Raw genomic sequence first — 21,153 nt, forward strand, 5'->3', positions numbered from 1 at the left:
TATATTTTATCCGTATGTAGCTAATAGCGATATAATTTAACAAATTATGGTTATATTAGTTATTTATGTTACCCCATATCCTTACTTTAAGTTTTTTCATTTATTCTGTAACTGAATTTATACATTTTAATAGTTTAACCAGTTCAATGTATTATTTTTATACAAATAATGATGACTTATAATGCTTATCATTAAATGTGTAAGTATTATAAGATTCGCGCATAGTTTCTCTGATTTTATTTCCTTTTTTGTATAAAAATAGTCATTTCATTGAGTTTTTATAACAAAAAGCAAACAACAGTCGGAAAATGGCTTTCAATTTGCATGAACAGTGTTTATTATGCACAGCTTAATGAAATTTAATGGCGCCACTGGTTTTGGGCTTTGCTGGGGAGTACCCCGATAAGCTTCCACAGTCTTTAACGGTGGCGGTTCTATCTGCATTATTCTTAGGGATAGAGTGTATCTAAATGACTGAGACAACCTCTCTGACACCACTCGTAGAATTAAAGGCTTTAAATAAAGCTTTTGATGGCAAACAAATTATTTCCGAGCTCGATTTGACGATTAATAATGGTGAGTTTTTGACCATATTAGGTCCGTCAGGCTGTGGTAAGACAACCGTTTTACGTCTTATTGCTGGCCTAGAAGATCTCGATGAAGGCACTATTATTCTTGATGGGCAGGATATTACAGATATCCCAGCTGAGCAGCGCTTTGTGAATACAGTATTCCAAAGTTATGCTTTATTCCCTCATATGACTGTTTTTGATAACGTGGCATTTGGCTTACGTATGCAAAAAACGCCTGCTGATGAAATTCAACATCGTGTCACTCAAGCTTTGCACATGGTGCAATTAGAAGACTTTGCATTACGCCGGCCAAACCATTTATCAGGTGGTCAGCAACAGCGGGTTGCGATTGCGCGTGCTGTTGTGAATCGACCAAAAGTGCTTTTACTGGATGAATCTTTATCTGCCCTTGATTACAAATTACGTAAGCAAATGCAGAATGAGCTGAAAGCATTACAGCGCAAATTGGGTATTACGTTTATTTTTGTTACTCATGATCAAGAAGAAGCGCTTGCAATGTCTGATCGCATTATTGTGATGCGTGAAGGTAAAATTGAGCAAGATGGCACGCCGCGCGAAATTTATGAAGAACCTAAAAATCTCTTTGTAGCGCAATTTATTGGTGAAATTAATATTTTTGATGCAAAAGTTTTGTATCGTATTGATGAAAAAAGAATTCGTGCCAATGTTCAAGGACATGAGTGTGATATTTTTACTGATCTTCCAGTGAAAGAAGGGCAATCAGTCAACGTTTTATTACGACCTGAAGATTTACGTGTTGAAGAAGTGAATGATGCTGATAATTACGAAGGGTTAATTGGCTATGTTCGCGAGCGCAATTACAAAGGTATGACGCTTGATTCGGTTGTTGAAATGGAAGATGGCAAAATTATTATGGTCAGCGAATTTTTCAATGAAGATGACCCTGATGTCGATCACTCCTTAAATCAAAAAGTTGCAGTAACTTGGGTTGAAAGTTGGGAGGTGGTATTGGATGATCAAGCGTAAACACAAAGTTCTCCAAAATATCATCATTACAGGTGTCGTTGCTTGGTTGGTGCTGTTTGTGTTCCTACCAAATTTAATGATCATCGGTACAAGCTTTTTAACGCGTAGTGACGCCAATCTGGTTGATATGGTTTTTACATGGGATAACTACAGCCGCCTTGCTGATCCTATGTATGCCGAAGTGATGCTACATTCATTGAATATGGCATTAGTGGCGACATTTTTCTGCTTAATTATTGGTTATCCATTTGCATTTATATTGGCAAAACTGCCTAAGCGGATACAACCTTTAATGCTATTTTTATTGATAGTGCCTTTTTGGACTAATTCATTAATCCGCATTTATGGGCTAAAAGTTTTTCTAAGTACCAAAGGGTATCTTAATGACTTTTTATTATGGATTGGCATTATTGATAAACCAATTCGTATTATGTATACCTCTGAGGCGGTTGTGTTAGGGTTGGTTTATATTTTATTACCTTTCATGGTGATGCCGCTCTATTCCAGTATTGAAAAGCTGGATAAATCATACTTAGAAGCCGCTCGAGATTTAGGTGCAAATAAATTCCAAACGTTTGTAAAAATCATCATTCCATTAACTATGCCGGGCATTATTGCAGGGTGTTTATTAGTTTTATTGCCGGCAATGGGATTATTCTTCGTCGCTGATTTAATGGGTGGCGCAAAAAATCTGCTGATAGGGAATGTCATCAAGAGTCAATTCCTGAATATTCGAGATTGGCCATTTGGTGCTGCAACAAGTATCTTCTTGACTGTGATGATGGGATTGTTGCTGTATGTGTATTATCGAGCTGCTAAGCTTTTGAATAAAAAGGCGTACGAATAATGATTGGTCGTACACTGCGCGGTGGTTTTATGGCCATCGTCTATGCTTATCTTTATATCCCAATCATCATTTTGATTGTGAACTCGTTCAATGAATCACGTTTTGGTATTAATTGGCAAGGGTTTTCAACGAAATGGTATGAGCTGTTATTAAACAATGACAGCTTATTACAAGCTGCGGGACATTCAGTCACGATGGCGATTATATCAGCAACCTTTGCAACTATTATTGGTACTTTGACGGCGGTCGCACTTTTTCGTTACCGTTTTAGGGGCAAGCCTTTTGTGGGTGGTATGTTGTTTGTTGTTATGATGTCACCAGATATTGTCATGGCAATATCGCTGCTTGTTTTATTTATGATTTTAGGTGTTTCACTTGGCTTTTGGTCACTCCTATTTTCTCATATTACTTTTTGTCTACCATTTGTTGTTGTGACAGTTTATGCGAGATTAAAAGATTTTGATGTGAAAATGTTGGAGGCAGCACGCGATCTTGGTGCGGGTGAATTTACGATTTTACGTAAAATTATTTTACCTTTGGCTTTGCCTGCTGTCGTGGCGGGTTGGTTATTAAGTTTCACATTATCGATGGATGATGTTGTAGTTTCATCCTTTGTGACTGGGCCAAGCTATGAGATTTTACCGCTGAAAATTTATTCAATGGTAAAAGTCGGGGTATCACCTGAAGTCAATGCGTTGGCAACAATCTTATTATTGATGTCACTCATTCTTGTCTGCGTTAGCCAGTGGGTAATGCGAGATAAATCTTCAAAATAATCTGTTTTGTGGGTCACGAGTTTGGTGGATTTTATCGCTCGTGATTCTTTTAATGCCGTTTGGCGAGAGGGTAGGTTTTACTAAAACCTATAAGATAACACTTTGTTGAGGGATTGCTCAGTCATGAAAAAATGGTCTTATCTATTAGCCGCAGGTTTGATGGCTGCAAGTATTGGTACGGCAACTGCCGCTGATGAAAATAAAGATGTACTGTATTTCTATAACTGGACAGAATATGTTCCCCCTGGTTTATTAGAACAATTTACTAAAGAAACTGGGATCAAGGTGATCTATTCCACATACGAATCAAACGAAAGTATGTATACCAAGCTAAAAACCTATAAAGAAGGGGCTTATGACTTGGTTGTACCTTCTACTTACTTTATTTCTAAAATGAGTAAAGAAGGTATGCTGCAAAAAATTGATCAAGATAAGCTGAGTAATTTTAAAAATCTTGACCCGAACTTATTACATAAAGAGTTCGATCCCAAAAATGATTTTTCCGTTCCTTATATTTGGGGTGCAACCGGAATTGGTATCAATGGCGATGCAATTGAAGCGGGTTCAGTCACATCTTGGGCTGATTTTTGGAAACCTGAATATAAAAATAGCTTGCTCATGATGGATGATGCGCGTGAAGTTTTCCAAGTTGCATTGACTAAATTAGGTTATTCAGGAAATACCACAGATCCGAAAGAAATAGAAGAAGCGTATCAAGAGCTAATAAAACTGCGTCCAAATATTTTAGCTTTTAACTCCGATAATCCTGCAACGCCATTTATTGAAGGTGAAGTTGATGTTGGGATGCTATGGAATGGCTCTGCATTTGTTGCGCGACAAGCAGGTTTACCGATTGAAATGATTTGGCCTAAAGAAGGTGGGATTTTTTGGATGGATAGCTTAGCCATACCTGCGAATGCCAAAAATCCAGAAGGTGCTCATAAATTAATTAACTTTTTACTGCGTCCAGAAATTGCAGCGCAAGTTGCCGAATCTATTGGTTATCCAACACCTAATTTAGAAGCGAAGAAAATGCTACCCGCTGAAATTGTGAATGATCAATCACTTTATCCAAGTGAAGAAGTCATTAATAAAGGTGAGTGGCAAAGTGATGTTGGGAATACCAATATATTGTACGAAGAGTATTTTCAAAAGATAAAAGCTGGCCGCTAATTTTTTAGCCTAGCTTGGTTAAAAGGCACCTTTTTAATAAGAAAAAGGTGCCTTTTTTGATCAATCAATTTGTTGAGTTAAATGCCAGAAGATAGATTAATGAGTCGCATTCTTTTCAACGAATTGTACATAAGCATCAACCCAGTTTTGCATAAATTCTTTACTTTTTGGTGAGAAGTTTTTTTGCTCATCTACCATGCCATCAAACCATTTTAGAAAACATTCCGGTTGATTCATTGTCGGCATATTTAAAAAAGCGAGGCTATTGCGTAAATGTTGTTGAGCAATTGCCGTGCTGATATTACCAATAGAAACGCCAAGAATACCGGCAGGAATTAAATTCCAAGAGTTACTTCCCCAGGGGCGTGAGCCTTGGTCAATCGCATTTTTTAGTACACCTGGAATAGAACGATTATATTCAGGGGTGACAAAAATGATCCCATCACATTGCTCTACTTGTGATTTAAACTCAGAGACAACAGGAGGAACATTCTGATCTGCATCTTGGTTATATAATGGTAATTCACTGATATTGATAAACTTGAATGTGAATGTACTTGGAAATAATTTAATTAATGCTTCTGCAACTTGTTTATTGTAAGAGTCCGCACGCAGGCTACCTACTACAAGACCAATCTGATAGTGCTTTGACATAAATAAAACCCTCTTTCCGCGTTGGTAATTAATGATATATCCAAAATAGTTTAGGTAGGAGAGAGACAACCTAAACTATTCAAAATAGAGTTGTTTATATTTGACAGATGCTAGATATTAAATTCATATTACATCTTAATTAGTTTATTTATTCTCTAGCTAAAGTCAAAAATATACCCATTAATCAGCATAATATATTGTCATCTAAATAAAATAAATCAGCAAATTCTACTGACTGAATATCCAAATGAATGATTTTTAATCAATACCTATTTTGGTTGTTTCGCAATAGAAAATGAATGTTTAGCGATAAAAGAGAAAGGGATTGTTATGGTAGCTTACAAGCTATTCATTATTCATGTTAACAGGGAAAAATTATGCAAATAATAGAGTGGAATGATTTCGAACGTGTTGAAATGCGAGTCGGTACAATTATTAAAGCAGAAGTGAACAGCAAGGCGAAAAAACCCGCTTATGTCATGGAAGTTGATTTAGGTGAATTAGGGATTAAATGCTCAAGTGCACAAATAACCGTAAATTATACGCCAGAAGAACTTATTGGTAAGCGGGTATTATGTGTCTGTAATTTTGAAGTGAAACGTATTGCAGGTATTAAATCAGAAGTATTGATTACGGGCGCACCGGATGAAACAGGAGCAATTGTACTTGCCGAATTCAATCTTCCTCTACCTAATGGCGCTCGCCTTGCGTAATTTTGCGAGGTAAATTGCGACTGTATATTTTTTATTTTAAAAAGTTATACTTCTCCTATTGTTAGCCAATAGGAGCGTATTTTTGTTGCTGCCAGAATTACACTACCGCCAATATTCTGAAGATGTGATTTCTCATCAACATGATGGGCATTGGCAAATTGTCTTTGCATTATCCGGTCAAATGGAAATTAATATGCATCGCCAACATTTTTTATTAAATGGTGGGCATGGCGTGGTGATCGCTCCGAGTGTAGATCATGCATTCAGTGGGCAATCAGGTAATCAAAACTATGTATTAGAAATGCCAGCAACATCACAATGGGCGATTGATGAAAAAATGACATCATTCTCATTAACACCTGCCGCGATGGGTTTATTAAGTTGGCTGAAACAGTTTCCACAGCCAGCTGAGCACCATTTTACACTCGCTCGTTTGTTGTTAGCTCAATTAAAACCTGAAAATCACTGGTTAGATGTTTTAACTTGCTGGATAAATGCGCGATTACATTTACCTATTAGTTGCCAAGATATTGCAAATGCTTGTTGTATGTCAGTGAGTACTCTGCAGCGTAAAATAAAAGCTGAAACTCAATTAACGGCAATGCAATTTTTATTACGTAAGAGAATGGAAGCTGCTAGCCATTTATTAAACGGTGCAAATTCGGTTGAACAAATTGCATTGGCCGTCGGTTATGAATCCCATTCTGCATTTAGCCAAGCATTCCGTCAATTTTACGGTAAAACACCGATAGAATATCGTGCTCAGATGGCAAAGAGCAGGTTAGACTTTAAGTGATTATTTAGATTTAAAATGTTGGTTAATCTGATTTTCATAATGACTATAAAGAAAATCAGTATTCACATTGGCTTGTTTGAGCTTCAATTCTAATAACGCTAATTGCTTGCAAAGTGGCTGATAATTAGGATCATCATGTGATAAGCCTTTTAACATTTCAGCTAATGAAAGTGCGTCTTTCCGTTGTTGTAATTCAGGAGGTAAATAACCTGAATTTTTAAGAATACGATAACCTGCACGAAGTTCTGCTGGAATTTGGCTGTCGTCATCTAATAAAAGAGGCTGACCTTCCCCTTTTAGATTATTTAATTCACCTTTGTTGAGCGCTTCTTGAATATGACGTTCTGCCCAATCATCAATGGCTGACATACAAACTCCTTCATTCCCCAATTATTTTCTATTGTTTAAGCAAGATATTCCGAAAGAAATAAAACTTCAAGATAACTCATTTAGTTAAACACTAATGTTTTTTATCCTTAATTAATTGCATTGTTCTATTGAGTATATTTCCATTTAACTCATTTTTTGCATTTTAATACTCAATTTTGTCGTTATTCTTTATAGTTTATGCCTAATTTTAATGAAACCACAAACGTCAATCCTATTAAGATGATCTTTTTATGTTCAATTAAGATGATCTTTATCGGATCATCTTAAAAAGTTTTTTATTCTGCATATTGATCATTTTGTAGATCTTTATTTCATCCTGAGTATAATCGGCAGGGAAGTATAAAACATGTTCTACATTTCTTAGGAGTTTTCATGAAACTTAATAAAATTTCATTGGCAATTATTGCGTGTCTTGGCTTATCTGGCGGGGCATTAGCCTCTCAAAATATTGACGTTCCACAACCACCACATATTGATCCACCTAGTTCGAGCGAAACGAGTGGGTGTAATCCAGCATTCTGTCAAGAAGAGGTCATTCATCCTGGTACTCCACCAACTCAAGCTGAAGCGAATGGACAGCCAGCATATGATGCAGATGGTAATCCAATAATGAATCCACCAACGCCACCAACAGTTGAATTCAATCCAAAATACGATAGCGTTTCTATTGATGGTAAGTTTGAAGGGGATACTGTCCAAAGTGCAGGTGATTTGGCTGTTACAGCGATAGATAAAGCAGATAAAGTTGATACGAAATTAGATGGTGCAATTGCRGATGGTAAAACAGCTTTGGCGGAGACAAATGAGAAGGTAACTGCCAATTCTGATGCGATTACAGCAAATACTGGTGCTATCAAAGASACYAATACGAAATTAGATGGTGCAATTGCAGATGGTAAAACAGCWTTGGCRGAGACAAATGAGAAGGTAACTGCCAATTCTGRTGCGATTACAGCAAATACWGRTKCBATCAMAGAGACTAATACGAAATTAGATGGTGCAATTGCAGATGGTAAAACAGCATTGGCAGAGACAAATGAGAAGGTWACTGCCAATKCTGGTGCKATYAAAGMCAMTAATRSGMWATTARATAACACAATTACTAACGGCAAAATAGCATTAGCAGAGACAAATGAGAAGGTAACTGCAAATACGGGTGCCATTAAAGATACTAACACTAAACTGGATAATTCCATATCCCAGCAGAAAGAAATTAATGGCCAAGTTAATGGTAAATTGGCACAAAATGATGCTTTCTGGGATGAGCAATGGAAACAAAATTACAGTTATGATGCGAGCATTAAGCAAAATAAATCTGATATTGCTAAAAACCGTCAAGATATTAATAAATTAAATTCACGAGTTGATCGTTTGGATCAAAAAGTGGATGACCTCAATGATACGATGAAACGCGGTTTTGCATCTCAAGCCGCATTAAATGGGCTGTTCCAACCTTATGGTGTTGGTAAATTGAATGCGACTGTTGCTCTGGGTGGGTATGAATCAAAAACTGCGATTGCGGCAGGTACTGGTTATCGTTTTGATGAAAATACGGCAGTGAAAGCGGGTATTGCAACCAATACAGATGATTTCAAAGGTGTCACTTATAATGTCGGTGTGAATTTTGAATGGTAAGTATTAATTAGTAAACCTCGTTATTATCCTCAATAATCAAAAGCTAGCGATTGCTAGCTTTTTCTATAATTATTGCTCTATTTATATTAAATCAAAAATGTAATTATACTTAATAAAATATTTTAACGGTAAAGTACTTTATTAAATACAATCAATAGGTCATAATATGCACTCGTTTTATTCAATAGTATTTATAGCTTTTAAAAATAGAGCCAACACTTTATATATACCAGTTTAAAATATATAGTTTAAACTGGCATCTTTGCGTTATATAATTCCTGGTTGGTGTTATTTATTAATAGTAATACTTAAGTGATTCTATGTAGAATAAAAATAGTTATCAATAAATTAATATTCTATGATAGATTAATATTAATTTAATAGATTGTTATTCGTTGTATTTGTGATTTTATAATAAGTTCTATCTTTATGTATAGCATCATTTATTCTTCTATGGTCATGTTCATGTATGACCGTATTAAATAAGTCTCTCCATGATTTATTTAATATAACCAGAATACTATCTACCACTTCAAAAGTAAGTTTGGTTTTTCCTGTTTCATAACGGGATACCTGTTGTTGGCTAATGTTCAATAATCTTGCCAATTGATTACCGGATAAATTTTTTTCTCTTCTAATTTTTCTTATATACAGCCCTATATTTCTGTTCATTTCATCTGCAAGATAATCCATAAATGTTAACCTCATGAAAATAAGTATGTTAATTAGGATGTTTTACTGAGCACAGTAATCATCTAATTTCACAAAATGTAATCAAATACTAAAACCAATAGTCTATTTTGTATAATTGATTTAAGAAATCAAAATCTGAAAATAAAACGTAATAATCTATTAGCCGTAAATTTTATTACAAACAAATTAGCGTTAAAAATAAAATCAAAATATTAACAATGAGTTATAAAAATCACATAACATTTGTAAGGTTATATTTTTACATTCTGATACATTTATAAATATTAACACAGAAATTATATTTAAATATTGCTTGTTTAGGTTAAAAAACATACTAATAATATGCATGTTTACATAATTATTACTCGTTTTATGGTATTTCATTAGGTTATTATTAGGCTTTTTAAGAAAAGTCTTAATATAAGCATATGTAAAATATTTTAGAGATCTATGTGGTTTTTTATGACTTATTAACGGTAGTTTAATTAATATTAATTAACTTTTATTTTCCAACATTAAATCAGATAACTGTAATGATATTAAGCATAACTATAACATTTTATTATCAATTATTCATTGTTGTTTTGTTTAGAACCTGTCGTGCATAAGCTAAAAAACCATAGTTGCAATACTTAATATTTAATTATATTTTATTAATTACATTTAAATATTATTCAGCGCTATTATTCTTTGTTAAATTATTTATACAAATATTACTTTAATTTGTAGTTTAAGCTAAAAAGTAATTTTTAGCTGTGATATATGCCTAATTTATGCATACAAAGGCTTATTTAATGTAGATTTAGTAAAAAAAAGAAAAATTATCTAATAGATTACATGTTAATTAGGATCTCTGAGTAATATAATCATTTGATTAAAAAAACTCTAAGGATCAGCGATCCCTAGAAATTTCTTTAAGCTAAAATGAATTTCAAATCTTTCTTAACTAATCAGTTCATCAGTGTATATGCTACTTTTGCTGATGTACCCACACCGCTGCTTCAACTCGCGATTTTAGGTTTAATTTTTTCAATAAATGTTTTACATGTACTTTAACTGTGCTTTCAGCAATATCTAATTTTCGAGCAATCATTTTATTGGATAAGCCCTGAGAAATAAGGTCAAGAATATTGGTTTCTCTCGGTGTTAAAGACAACATGGCATTTTCAGTTTTTGGCTTATTATCTCGTAGTGATTCTGCTAAGACGGAAGTTAATGCTGGGCTAACAACCATTTTTCCGCTAGCTGCTTTTTTCAGCGCATCAATTAACTCTTCAGGCTCCATATCCTTTAATAAATAACCATCTGCACCACGTTTAAGTGCATTAATCAGATCTTCGCCATAATTAGAAACTGTGAATAAGATAATTCGCCCTGATAATTCACGTTTTCTCAGCTCATCAAGTGTTTCGAATCCATTCATCTCTGGCATATTTAAATCAAGTAAGATCAAATCAGGATCTTGTTCTTCAGCAATTTTTATTCCTGTTGCTCCATCTCCAGCTTCTCCTATCACACATAATGAGGGCTCAAGGCTAATCAGTTGTTTGACGCCATTTCTTAACATTGGATGGTCATCAATAAGTAGAATCGTTGATTTTTCACTGGTTATGTTTGTATTGTCCATGAATGCTTTGCTCCAAAATAATTAAGCTACAGATAAAGAGAATGTGATTTTAACGATTGTACCGCCTTGCTCCCTGCGAATTATTTCACATGTACCATTAAGACTAAGTGCTCTTTCTCTCATAATAATTAGGCCGTAATGGTTTTGTTTATTAGGTGTTAATTCTATTCCTTCACCATTATCTTCAATAGTAATAGTGGCTATTCCTGAATGTAGGTGAAGAGAAACTTGTGCCCAATTAGCGTGGGCATGTTTAAGAATGTTACTTAGAGCCTCTCGGATTATCTGTATAATATGAATAGATTGATGTGGTGAAATACTCTTCGCAGGCAAATGATAGTTTAATAAGACCTCAAAGCCCATTTTTTGACTGAACTCGTTAATCGTGTTTTCCAGCGCGGGAAGTAATCCTGGCTCAGTGAGCTTTAATCTAAAAGTGGTTAATAATTCTCGTAGTTGACTATAGGCAGTGTTGATTTCATTACGCATTTCGCTAAGTAATTGTTGATGTTTTTCTGGTAATGATTCAGGTTGCATTTGTAGGTAGCTAATTTGCATTTTTAAACAAGAAAGGGATTGAGCAATAGAATCGTGTAATTCTCTGGCTATAGATGAGCGCTCATCCATGATTAATAGCTGCTGCTGTTGTTCGATTTGATGTTCCATCGCGAGCATGCCAGAAATTTGTTTGACGAGCATAAGAACTAAATTATTTTGTTCGTCAGAAAGTGATTCATTTGCTTCTATTTCGGCGACGATGATACCGTAACGATGTATATTGTCTGAAAGTTCCCATAATAATGTTTTAGGGTGAAGGATATTATTGTTAGGAATAGATGATAGGGTTTCAGATGGAATATTATCTAAATTACAGCTAATCTCATGAAAATATTTACCAGTATGATCTTCGTATAATCTTAAGCTCAGATTTTTTAATATCGTAATTTTTTGCAATTTTCCTAGAATATGACTTAATCGCTCATCAAGTGGTGTTGCTGAATGCAGTATTTGGTTGGATTGATATAAAAAGGAAAGTACTTGGTTTTTTTGGCGGAGATCCGCTGTTTTTTCGGTAACTCTGAGTTCGAGTTGATGATAACTTTGTGCCAGTTCATCCGACATTTGATTTAATGTCATCCCCAAAGCATTTAATTCATCTTGCCTATTATTGTGACTTGGATAGCGCTGACTAAAGTCTTTTTGGCCAATGGCATTTGCCATGGTTAGAAGTTTTATCCAAGGGTAATAAATTTTACGTCTTAGGTGCCAAATGGTGATAATTAATAATAGAAAAACAAGGCCAATAAAAATGATTTGAGTCATTGCGACATAAGTCATTTTTCGTTCTGTTTTTTCATCAATATCATGGACAAGGTCGTCAAGCATACTGACAAAAGTAATAACTTCATATCTTGCATCATTTGGCGAAGTGGCTTTATTTAAAGCTGGGTACAATGTTTTTAGCCAGTAATTATTCAATTCTGAAAATTGAGTAGTCAGTTCTTCTGATTTGACAACTTGTGTTAATTCACGGCTTGATAGATCACTTTCTAATACGTCGAGATATTCCTTTGAATAGCCATTGAGGGGAACTAAAGAAAGTAACCGGTAACTTTGCATTCGCAGTGAGCCGGATTTATTAATTGCGTGTGCATTACCTTGCACACTAATAATCATACGATTCGAGATAGTCATACAGATAATACCAAGTACAGCAATGAGTAGCATCAGCCCAATAACTTGGTTGATAATCGAAAATCGAAGATGGAATGTTGGCATATTCATTTTCCCAAAATAATCTCGTAATCACACTTTTTATGATGGTTATATTGTTCAGAGATCGCTTTAATTTACATATACCACTTAAGTGTTACCACTAAATATCCAGCCTATAAAATAGTACCAATATTAAGATAAAAACACTTTAATAAATTCTATTTTTATCTTTTATATTTATATGGTTATGTGAATATACTCCTATTACTCCCTTATTGGGCTGCCTATATAATGCACAAAATCTAACTTAAATGTCTATTGATTTAGATCAGTCTAACCACGGCTAAATAACCACAAACTTCCTGTAAGAAAGCTATTTATTGAGGGAAGTTATGTCGAAACAAGAACGCTTAAATGCTCAGCAAAAACAGTCAGGATCTGTTATTCAGGATTGGCGACCTGAAGATACTCAATTTTGGCAAAAAACTGGGCAACGAATTGCGAATCGGAATTTATGGATTTCAGTGCCTTGTTTGTTACTTGCTTTTTGTGTTTGGATGTTATTTAGCGCTGTAGCCGTTAATTTAAATAAAGTCGGTTTTAATTTCACAACTGATGAATTATTTTTATTAACTGCGCTTCCTTCCGTTTCTGGCGCACTTTTACGTGTTCCTTATTCGTTTGTGATCCCTATTTTTGGTGGTCGCCGTTGGACTGCGATTAGCACTGTTTTTCTCATTATTCCCTGTGTTTGGTTAGGTTTTGCAGTTCAAAATCCTACAACACCTTATAGTATTTTTGTCATTATTTCACTTCTATGTGGTTTTGCAGGCGCAAACTTTGCCTCTAGCATGGCCAATATTAGCTTTTTCTTCCCTAAAGCGCGTCAAGGTGGGGCTCTGGGTATTAATGGTGGCCTCGGCAACTTAGGTGTGAGCGTTATGCAGCTAATCGCACCTTTTATTATTGGTGTTGGCGTTTTTTCCTTTATGGGAGGAACTGGCACGCCACAAGCTGATGGCTCAGTATTATGGTTAGAAAATGCCGCATGGATCTGGGTTCCTTTCCTGCTATTTTTCACAGTAGCAGCTTGGTTTGGTATGAATGATTTAGCGGCTAATCGCGCATCGTTAAAAGATCAGCTTCCTGTATTAAAACGCTGCCATTTATGGATCTTAAGCTTTCTTTATCTCTCAACCTTTGGCTCCTTTATCGGCTTTTCAGCGGGTTTTGCCATGCTTTCTAAGACGCAATTTCCAGATATCAATATTTTGAATTTTGCTTTCTTTGGTCCACTACTTGGCGCATTAGCTCGCCCAGTAGGTGGCATGCTTTCAGATCGTTTCGGCGGCGTCAAAGTCACCGTTATCAACTTTGTCATGATGGCAATCTTCTCGGGTCTACTATTCCTCACATTGCCTGAGCACGGTCAAGGTGGCTCATTTATCGCATTCTATGCCGTCTTTATGGTGCTGTTCTTAACAGCTGGATTGGGTAGTGGCTCGACATTCCAAATGATTGCTGTTGTTTTCCGCAAATTAACCATTGACCGAGTTTTAGGTCAAGGTGCAACGGAAGAAGATGCTCAAAAGAAAGCCGTGACAGAAAGTGCAGCTGCGCTTGGGTTTATTTCAGCCATTGGGGCAATTGGTGGCTTTTTCATTCCAAAAGCATTTGGTACTTCTTTAATGCTAACGGGATCACCTGCCGGCGCAATGAAGATTTTCTTCATATTTTATGTGTTCTGTGTGTTTATCACTTGGCTGGTTTATGGCCGTAAATACAAATAATAACAATCAATAAAGATAATTAAGCAATGTATGACGCCTTATCGCGTCTCTTTGGAGGTCATCCGAATGAGCAAGTTTTTAGATAGATTTCGTTATTTCAAGCAACTAGGCGAGACGTTTTCCGGCAATCATGGTCAAGAATTAAATGTGAATCGTGATTGGGAAGATGGTTATCGTAGCCGCTGGCAGCATGACAAAATTGTGCGTTCTACACATGGTGTAAACTGTACAGGTTCATGTAGCTGGAAAATATATGTCAAAAATGGCTTAGTGACTTGGGAAACACAACAAACTGATTACCCACGTACTCGACCTGATTTGCCCGATCATGAGCCAAGAGGTTGCCCACGTGGTGCAAGTTATTCTTGGTACCTTTACAGCGCGAATCGCGTGAAGTATCCAATGGTTCGTAAGCGCTTACTTAAATTGTGGCGTGAAGCAAAAGCGGAACATCAAGATCCGGTCAATGCTTGGTCTTCAATTATTAATGACCCTAAAAAAGCACAAAGTTATAAACAAGCGCGTGGTCATGGTGGTTTTGTTCGCTCTAGCTGGAGCGAAGTGAATGAATTAATTGCAGCTGCCAACGTGACCACTATCAAAGAGTTTGGTCCTGACCGTATTATCGGTTTCTCACCGATCCCTGCTATGTCAATGGTGTCTTATGCATCAGGTGCGCGCTATTTATCACTTATTGGTGGCGCATGCCTTAGCTTCTATGATTGGTATTGCGATTTACCTCCTGCATCACCAATGACTTGGGGCGAGCAAACAGATGTACCAGAATCAGCAGATTGGTATAACTCTTCTTATATTATTGCATGGGGTTCTAACGTTCCTCAAACACGGACACCAGATGCACACTTCTTCGCAGAAGTTCGTTACAAAGGCACCAAAACGGTAGCTGTGACGCCTGACTATGCTGAGATCGCTAAATTATGTGACCACTGGTTAAATCCTAAACAGGGTACAGACAGTGCAATGGCGATGGCAATGGGGCATGTGATCCTCAAAGAATTCCATGTTGAGCGCCAAGCTGAGTATTTCCGTGAGTATGTGCGTACTTACACCGATATGCCAATGTTAGTGATGTTGGATGAGCGCGAAGATGGTACTTATGCTGGTGGCAGAATGTTGCGTGCAGCAGATTTAATGGATTCTTTAGGCGAAGAAAAAAATGCGGAATGGAAAACCATCGCCATTGATGAAGCGACAGGTGAATTGTGTGTACCACAAGGTTCAATGGGCTTCCGCTGGGATGAAAGCCGTAAATGGAATCTAGAGCCACGTAATGCGAAAGATGGGCAAGAGTTTAAGATGCAACTGAGCCTTTCTGACACGTGTGATGAAATGGTGGAAGTTGGCTTCCCTTATTTTGGTGGTTTAGAAAGCGAATATTTCCAGAATGTTAAGTTAAAAGATATTCTGCTGCACAAATTGCCTGCTAAACGTATTCAATTGGCAAATGGAAAGGAAGCGTTAGTTACTAGCGTTTACGACTTATTGCTTGCTAACTATGGTATTGACCGTGGTTTTGGTGATGAAAACTGCGCGGCAAATTATGATGAGATAAAAGCTTATTCTCCTGCTTGGGCCGAACAAGTGACTGGTGTGAGTCGCCAAAATATTATTCGTATTGCTCGTGAGTTTGCTGATACAGCGGAAAAAACTCATGGTCGTTCGATGGTCATTGTTGGTGCAGGTATCAACCACTGGTACCACATGGATATGACTTACCGCGCAATTATTAACATGTTGGTATTTTGCGGTTGTATTGGACAAAGCGGCGGTGGTTGGTCTCACTATGTAGGGCAAGAAAAATTACGTCCTCAAACGGGTTGGTTGCCATTAGCTTTTGGCCTTGATTGGCAGCGCCCACCACGCCACATGAATAGTACTTCATTTTTCTACAATCATTCTAGCCAATGGCGCTATGAGACGGTCGCTACCGAAGAGCTATTATCGCCATTAGTTGATAAAAAAGCATTCAGTGGCAGCCTTGTTGATATGAATGTGCGCGCAGAGCGCATGGGGTGGCTACCTTCTGCACCGCAATTAGGTGTTAACCCAATCACGATTGCGAAAAAAGCAGAGGAAGAAGGGCTATCAGCTGTAGATTACACCGTTAAACAGCTTAAAGAAGGCAATATTCGTTTTGCTTCGGAACAGCCTGATAATCCACAAAACTTCCCTCGTAACTTATTTATTTGGCGTTCAAACCTTTTAGGTTCTGCCGGTAAAGGCCATGAATATTTATTGAAATATTTGTTGGGCACTGAAAATGGTATTCAAGGCGTTGATTTAGGGCAACAAGGCGGCGTGAAGCCTGAAGAAGTTGAATGGGCTGATAACCCAGGTGAAGGTAAAGTCGACTTAGTTGTGACTTTAGACTTCAGAATGTCGAGTACATGTTTATTCTCTGATGTCATTTTACCAACAGCGACTTGGTATGAAAAAGATGACATGAATACATCGGATATGCACCCGTTTATTCATCCATTATCAGCAGCCGTTGATCCTGCTTGGGAATCTAAGAGCGACTGGGAAATTTATAAAGGCATTGCGAAGGCTTTCTCTGAGGTTTGTGTAGGTCATTTAGGTAAAGAAACCGACGTTGTGACGTTACCTATTCAGCATGATAGTGCAGCTGAAATGGGACAACCTTTTGATGTGCGTGATTGGAAGAAAGGTCAATGCGAGTTGATCCCAGGAAAAACGGCTCCGCATATTATGACGGTTGAACGTGATTACCCATCAACTCATGCACGTTTTACCTCGCTTGGTCCGTTAATGGATAAGCTTGGCAATGGCGGTAAGGGTATCAGCTGGAATACTCAAGATGAAATTGATTTCTTGAAGAAACTCAATAGAACACAGCCAAGTGGCGCAAATGAAGGTCGCCCGAAGATAGAAACAGCGATTGATGCCGCGGAAGTGATCTTAACTTTAGCCCCAGAAACAAATGGTCAGGTTGCCGTTAAAGCATGGGATGCTTTGGGTAAAGTCACTGGCCGTGATCATAAGCATTTAGCGCTGTATAAAGAAGACGAAAAAATTCGTTTCCGCGATATAGTTGCGCAGCCGCGTAAAATAATTTCTAGTCCAACATGGTCTGGCTTGGAAGATGAACATGTCTCTTATAATGCGTGTTATACCAATGTGCATGAAATGATCCCGTGGCGCACCATCAGTGGTCGTCAGGAATTGTATCAGGACCATGAATGGATGAGAGCGTTTGGTGAAAGCCTTGTCGTTTATCGCCCACCAATTGATACACGTGCGGCTCAACCTTTAATGGGCAAAAAACCGAATGGTTTTCCTGAAAAAGCCCTGAACTTCTTAACACCGCACCAAAAGTGGGGTATTCACTCAACTTACAGTGACAACTTATTAATGTTGACGCTAGGTCGTGGTGGACCAATTGTTTGGTTAAGTGAAGAAGATGCGAATGAATTAGGCATTGAAGACAATGATTGGGTTGAAGCTTTTAACAGCAATGGCGCATTAACGGCTAAAGCTGTTGTGAGTCAGCGTATTCCAGACGGCATGATCATGATGTACCACGCCCAAGAAAGATTGATCAACTTACCAGGATCTGAAATTACATCACAACGTGGTGGGATCCATAACTCAGTAACGCGTGTTTGTCCAAAACCAACTCATATGATTGGTGGTTATGGTCATTTAGCTTATAGCTTCAACTATTACGGCACAGTAGGTTCTAACCGTGATGAATTTGTCGTGGTACGCAAAATGAAACAGGTCGATTGGCTTGATGGTGAGCAAGATGGTTATCAGCAGGCGCTGAGCGGAAAGGAGAAAGCATAATGAAAATTCGTTCTCAAGTCGGCATGGTATTAAACCTCGACAAATGTATTGGTTGCCATACTTGTTCTGTGACCTGTAAAAATGTCTGGACCAGTCGTGAAGGTGTTGAATATGCTTGGTTTAATAACGTTGAAACCAAGCCCGGTATTGGTTATCCCCATAATTGGGAAGATCAAGAAAAATGGAAAGGCGGCTGGATCCGCAATATTAAAGGTAAATTAGTACCACGCATGGGGAACCGTGTTGGGGTGCTTTCTAAGATTTTTGCCAACCCAGATGTACCTGCTTTAGATGATTACTACGAGCCATTTGATTATGACTATAGCAATCTCAAAAATGCGAAAGAAGGCAAACATGTTCCAACCGCTCGTCCGCGTTCATTAATTACGGGTCAGCGTATGAGTAATGTGAACATGGGGCCAAACTGGGAAGACGATCTTGGCGGTGAATTTAGTAAGCGTTCACATGATAAGAACTTTGAAAATATTCAAAAAGAGATGTATGGCCAATTTGAAAATACATTCATGATGTATTTGCCGCGTCTATGTGAACACTGTTTGAACCCAGCTTGTGTGGCAACTTGCCCAAGTGGGGCAATTTATAAGCGCTCAGAAGATGGTATTGTCTTGATTGATCAGGATAAATGCCGTGGCTGGCGGATGTGCTTAACCGGTTGCCCGTATAAAAAAATCTACTTCAACTGGAAAAGTGGTAAATCAGAAAAATGTATTTTCTGTTATCCGCGCATTGAGTCAGGCATGCCAACAGTGTGCTCTGAAACGTGTGTGGGGCGTATCCGCTATTTAGGTGTTTTACTTTATGATGCGGATAAAATTGAAGCTGCAGCATCCACAGAAAAAGAGACAGACTTATATCAAAGCCAGCTTGATGTTTTCCTCGATCCACATGATCCGCATGTTATTGAAGAAGCGCAAAAACAGGGTATTCCTTTAAGTGTGATTGATGCGGCTCAGAAATCGCCTGTTTATAAAATGGCAATGGAATGGAAATTAGCACTTCCATTACATCCAGAATATAGAACATTACCAATGGTTTGGTATGTGCCACCTTTATCACCAATTCAATCAGTCGCTGATTCAGGAATGTTAGCGAACAATGGCGTACTACCTGATGTTGAAAGCTTACGCATTCCAGTGCAATACCTCGCTAATTTGCTAACTGCTGGCGATGTTGAACCTGTTTTATTAGCCCTAAAACGCATGTTAGCTATGCGCCATTATAAACGTGCTGAAACAGTTGAAAACCAATGTGATACCAGTGCATTGGAGCAAGTTGGATTGACGGAATCTCAAGCCCAAGAAATGTACCGTTATTTAGCAATAGCGAATTATGAAGATCGCTTTGTTATTCCTTCTAGTCATCGTGAATTAGCGCGAGAAGCTTTCCCTGAAGCGAAAGCATGCGGATTTAGCTTTGGTGATGGTTGCCATGGTAGTGATGGAAAAACGAATCTGTTTAATAGCCGTCGTATTGATGCCATTGATATCACACCAAAAACAGTGCAGGAGAAAACTTTATGATCAGTTTAAAAGTGATTTCTCGATTGCTCGATTACCCAACAGAAGAACTTTGGCAGCATGGTGATGAATTAATTGAAGCAATAGAGCAAGCAAATGAATTACCGATTAAACGTGCAGTTCAGTTGGTGATGTTTGTTCGCGAATATTTAAATGAAGACTTGTTAGATATGCAGGCACAATATTGTGAGCTGTTTGATAGAGGTCGTGCAACATCATTATTATTGTTTGAGCATGTTCATGGCGAGTCTAGAGACAGAGGGCAAGCGATGGTTGATTTGATGGCGCAATATAATCAACAAGGATTACAAATTGACTGCCATGAATTACCCGATCATTTACCCATTTACTTGGAATATTTGACCGTACTTTCTGCCCCGCAAATGCTTGAAGGCTTAAACGACATTGCTCCAATTTTAGCTTTGGTAGGTGAAAGACTAAAACAGCGTGAAAGCCGTTTTAGTGCATTATTTGAATTATTACTCGAGCTTTCTCGTAGTGAAATTCAAACCAGCCAATTAAGTGATAAGGTGGCTGCAGAGGCGCGTGATGATACGCCGCAAGCTTTGGATGCTGTTTGGGAGGAAGAGCAGGTCAAGTTTTTAGCTGATGATAAAAACTGCGGTGGTGAAGTGTCTGCTCACCAACAACGTTTTGCTAATGCCGTTATTCCACAATATTTGAACCTAGATGAAGCACAAAACCTGGGAGTTCAAAAATGAATTTTATAAATCAGTTTTTCTTTGATATCTACCCTTATATTGCCGGAACGGTATTTATTGTGGGAAGTTGGTTACGCTATGATTATGGTCAGTATACTTGGCGTGCTGGTTCAAGCCAGATGTTGGATAAAAAGAACATGCGACTTGCATCCAACCTTTTCCACATTGGGATAATAGGGGTTTTTGTCGGGCACTTTTTTGGTATGCTCACTCCACATTGGATGTATGAATCATTTTTACCAATGCATATAAAACAGTTAATGGCTATGGTTGGTGGTGGGATCTGTGGAATAATGGTTTTAATCGGCGGAGCGATGTTATTAAAACGTCGATTGACAAATCCACGCGTAAGAGCCACTTCCTCATTTGGCGATATCATGATTTTAACATTATTAGTTGTGCAAGTTTGTTTAGGGTTACTCACCATCCCATTCTCTGCACAGCATATGGATGGTAGTGAAATGTTAAAATTAGTTGGCTGGGCGCAGTCAGTGGTCACTTTCCATTGGGGAGCATCAAATTATCTTGAAGGCGTCGGTATTGTCTTTAAATTGCACTTAGTATTGGGGATGACGTTATTCCTATTGTTCCCATTCTGCCGTTTAGTCCATATTTGGAGTGCACCAATTGAATACATTACGCGCCGCTATCAAGTGGTAAGAAATCGCCATTAAG

At 37.6% G+C, this 21,153-nt stretch carries 17 protein-coding genes; 12 read left to right on the forward strand and 5 right to left on the reverse strand.

Annotated elements, in window-relative coordinates; genetic code table 11:
- Positions 1-470 precede the first annotated feature (470 nt).
- From potA to potD, 4 genes are all read left to right on the forward strand, one after another.
- The gene (gene potA / locus OO7_RS03325; RefSeq protein WP_008914552.1) at positions 471-1,580 is read left to right on the forward strand and encodes a spermidine/putrescine ABC transporter ATP-binding protein PotA; all 1,110 of its coding nucleotides are present in this window, start codon (positions 471-473) and stop codon (positions 1,578-1,580) included.
- A complete protein-coding gene (gene potB, locus OO7_RS03330) occupies positions 1,567-2,427 on the forward strand; it encodes a spermidine/putrescine ABC transporter permease PotB (RefSeq protein ID WP_008914553.1) in 861 nt (286 codons plus the stop codon). The genes potA and potB overlap by 14 nt, the downstream gene beginning before the upstream one ends.
- Positions 2,427-3,203, forward strand: coding sequence for a spermidine/putrescine ABC transporter permease PotC (gene potC, locus OO7_RS03335; protein ID WP_008914554.1), 777 nt, complete (start codon positions 2,427-2,429; stop codon positions 3,201-3,203). Before potB ends, potC begins: the two co-directional genes overlap by 1 nt.
- Positions 3,204-3,326: 123 nt before the next feature.
- Entirely contained in the window at positions 3,327-4,376 is a 1,050-nt protein-coding gene (gene potD / locus OO7_RS03340) for a spermidine/putrescine ABC transporter substrate-binding protein PotD (protein WP_008914555.1), read from the forward strand.
- A gap of 96 nt (positions 4,377-4,472) precedes the next feature.
- Here the strand turns inward: potD and OO7_RS03345 are convergent, their stop codons facing one another.
- Positions 4,473-5,030, reverse strand: a complete 558-nt coding sequence (locus tag OO7_RS03345) for an NADPH-dependent FMN reductase (RefSeq protein ID WP_008914556.1) — start codon at positions 5,028-5,030, stop codon at positions 4,473-4,475.
- A 377-nt stretch (positions 5,031-5,407) separates the two neighbouring features.
- On the opposite strand from OO7_RS03345, the gene OO7_RS03350 reads away from it, so the two are divergent.
- Together OO7_RS03350 and OO7_RS03355 are read left to right on the forward strand one after the other, a co-directional pair.
- The gene (locus tag OO7_RS03350; RefSeq protein WP_008914557.1) at positions 5,408-5,743 is read left to right on the forward strand and encodes a tRNA-binding protein; all 336 of its coding nucleotides are present in this window, start codon (positions 5,408-5,410) and stop codon (positions 5,741-5,743) included.
- Between the two features lie 82 nt (positions 5,744-5,825).
- On the forward strand, positions 5,826-6,539 hold the full coding sequence (locus OO7_RS03355; RefSeq protein ID WP_008914558.1) for an AraC family transcriptional regulator: 714 nt from the start codon (positions 5,826-5,828) through the stop codon (positions 6,537-6,539).
- Here the strand turns inward: OO7_RS03355 and OO7_RS03360 are convergent, their stop codons facing one another.
- Positions 6,540-6,908, reverse strand: coding sequence for a DnaJ family domain-containing protein (locus OO7_RS03360; protein ID WP_008914559.1), 369 nt, complete (start codon positions 6,906-6,908; stop codon positions 6,540-6,542).
- Positions 6,909-7,301: 393 nt separating this feature from the next.
- Here OO7_RS03360 and OO7_RS16155 point away from each other — a divergent pair, with 393 nt between their 5' ends.
- Positions 7,302-8,564, forward strand: coding sequence for a YadA C-terminal domain-containing protein (locus OO7_RS16155; protein WP_008914560.1), 1,263 nt, complete (start codon positions 7,302-7,304; stop codon positions 8,562-8,564).
- A 372-nt stretch (positions 8,565-8,936) separates the two neighbouring features.
- Here the strand turns inward: OO7_RS16155 and OO7_RS03370 are convergent, their stop codons facing one another.
- The 3 genes from OO7_RS03370 to narX all read right to left on the reverse strand — a co-directional run bounded on the left by OO7_RS03370 (position 8,937) and on the right by narX (position 12,663).
- On the reverse strand, positions 8,937-9,257 hold the full coding sequence (locus tag OO7_RS03370; RefSeq protein ID WP_008914561.1) for a helix-turn-helix transcriptional regulator: 321 nt from the start codon (positions 9,255-9,257) through the stop codon (positions 8,937-8,939).
- Positions 9,258-10,227: 970 nt separating this feature from the next.
- The gene (narL, locus tag OO7_RS03375; protein ID WP_008914562.1) at positions 10,228-10,884 is read right to left on the reverse strand and encodes a two-component system response regulator NarL; all 657 of its coding nucleotides are present in this window, start codon (positions 10,882-10,884) and stop codon (positions 10,228-10,230) included.
- Positions 10,885-10,905: 21 nt separating this feature from the next.
- Positions 10,906-12,663, reverse strand: a complete 1,758-nt coding sequence (gene narX / locus OO7_RS03380; RefSeq protein WP_008914563.1) for a nitrate/nitrite two-component system sensor histidine kinase NarX — start codon at positions 12,661-12,663, stop codon at positions 10,906-10,908.
- Between the two features lie 329 nt (positions 12,664-12,992).
- Between narX and OO7_RS03385 the strand changes: the two genes are divergently transcribed.
- From OO7_RS03385 to narI, 5 genes are all read left to right on the forward strand, one after another.
- On the forward strand, positions 12,993-14,390 hold the full coding sequence (locus tag OO7_RS03385) for a NarK family nitrate/nitrite MFS transporter (RefSeq protein ID WP_008914564.1): 1,398 nt from the start codon (positions 12,993-12,995) through the stop codon (positions 14,388-14,390).
- A gap of 66 nt (positions 14,391-14,456) precedes the next feature.
- Positions 14,457-18,218 carry a nitrate reductase subunit alpha gene (locus OO7_RS03390; protein ID WP_008914565.1) on the forward strand — a complete coding sequence of 1,254 codons (3,762 nt, stop codon included), beginning with the start codon at positions 14,457-14,459 and terminating at the stop codon, positions 18,216-18,218.
- On the forward strand, positions 18,218-19,759 hold the full coding sequence (gene narH / locus OO7_RS03395) for a nitrate reductase subunit beta (protein ID WP_008914566.1): 1,542 nt from the start codon (positions 18,218-18,220) through the stop codon (positions 19,757-19,759). Before OO7_RS03390 ends, narH begins: the two co-directional genes overlap by 1 nt.
- A complete protein-coding gene (gene narJ / locus OO7_RS03400; RefSeq protein ID WP_008914567.1) occupies positions 19,756-20,478 on the forward strand; it encodes a nitrate reductase molybdenum cofactor assembly chaperone in 723 nt (240 codons plus the stop codon). Before narH ends, narJ begins: the two co-directional genes overlap by 4 nt.
- Positions 20,475-21,152 carry a respiratory nitrate reductase subunit gamma gene (gene narI, locus OO7_RS03405; protein ID WP_008914568.1) on the forward strand — a complete coding sequence of 226 codons (678 nt, stop codon included), beginning with the start codon at positions 20,475-20,477 and terminating at the stop codon, positions 21,150-21,152. The genes narJ and narI overlap by 4 nt, the downstream gene beginning before the upstream one ends.
- Position 21,153: the final 1 nt, after the last annotated feature.

It is taken from the genome of Providencia sneebia DSM 19967 (assembly GCF_000314895.2).
In the GTDB taxonomy this organism is placed as follows: domain Bacteria; phylum Pseudomonadota; class Gammaproteobacteria; order Enterobacterales; family Enterobacteriaceae; genus Providencia; species Providencia sneebia.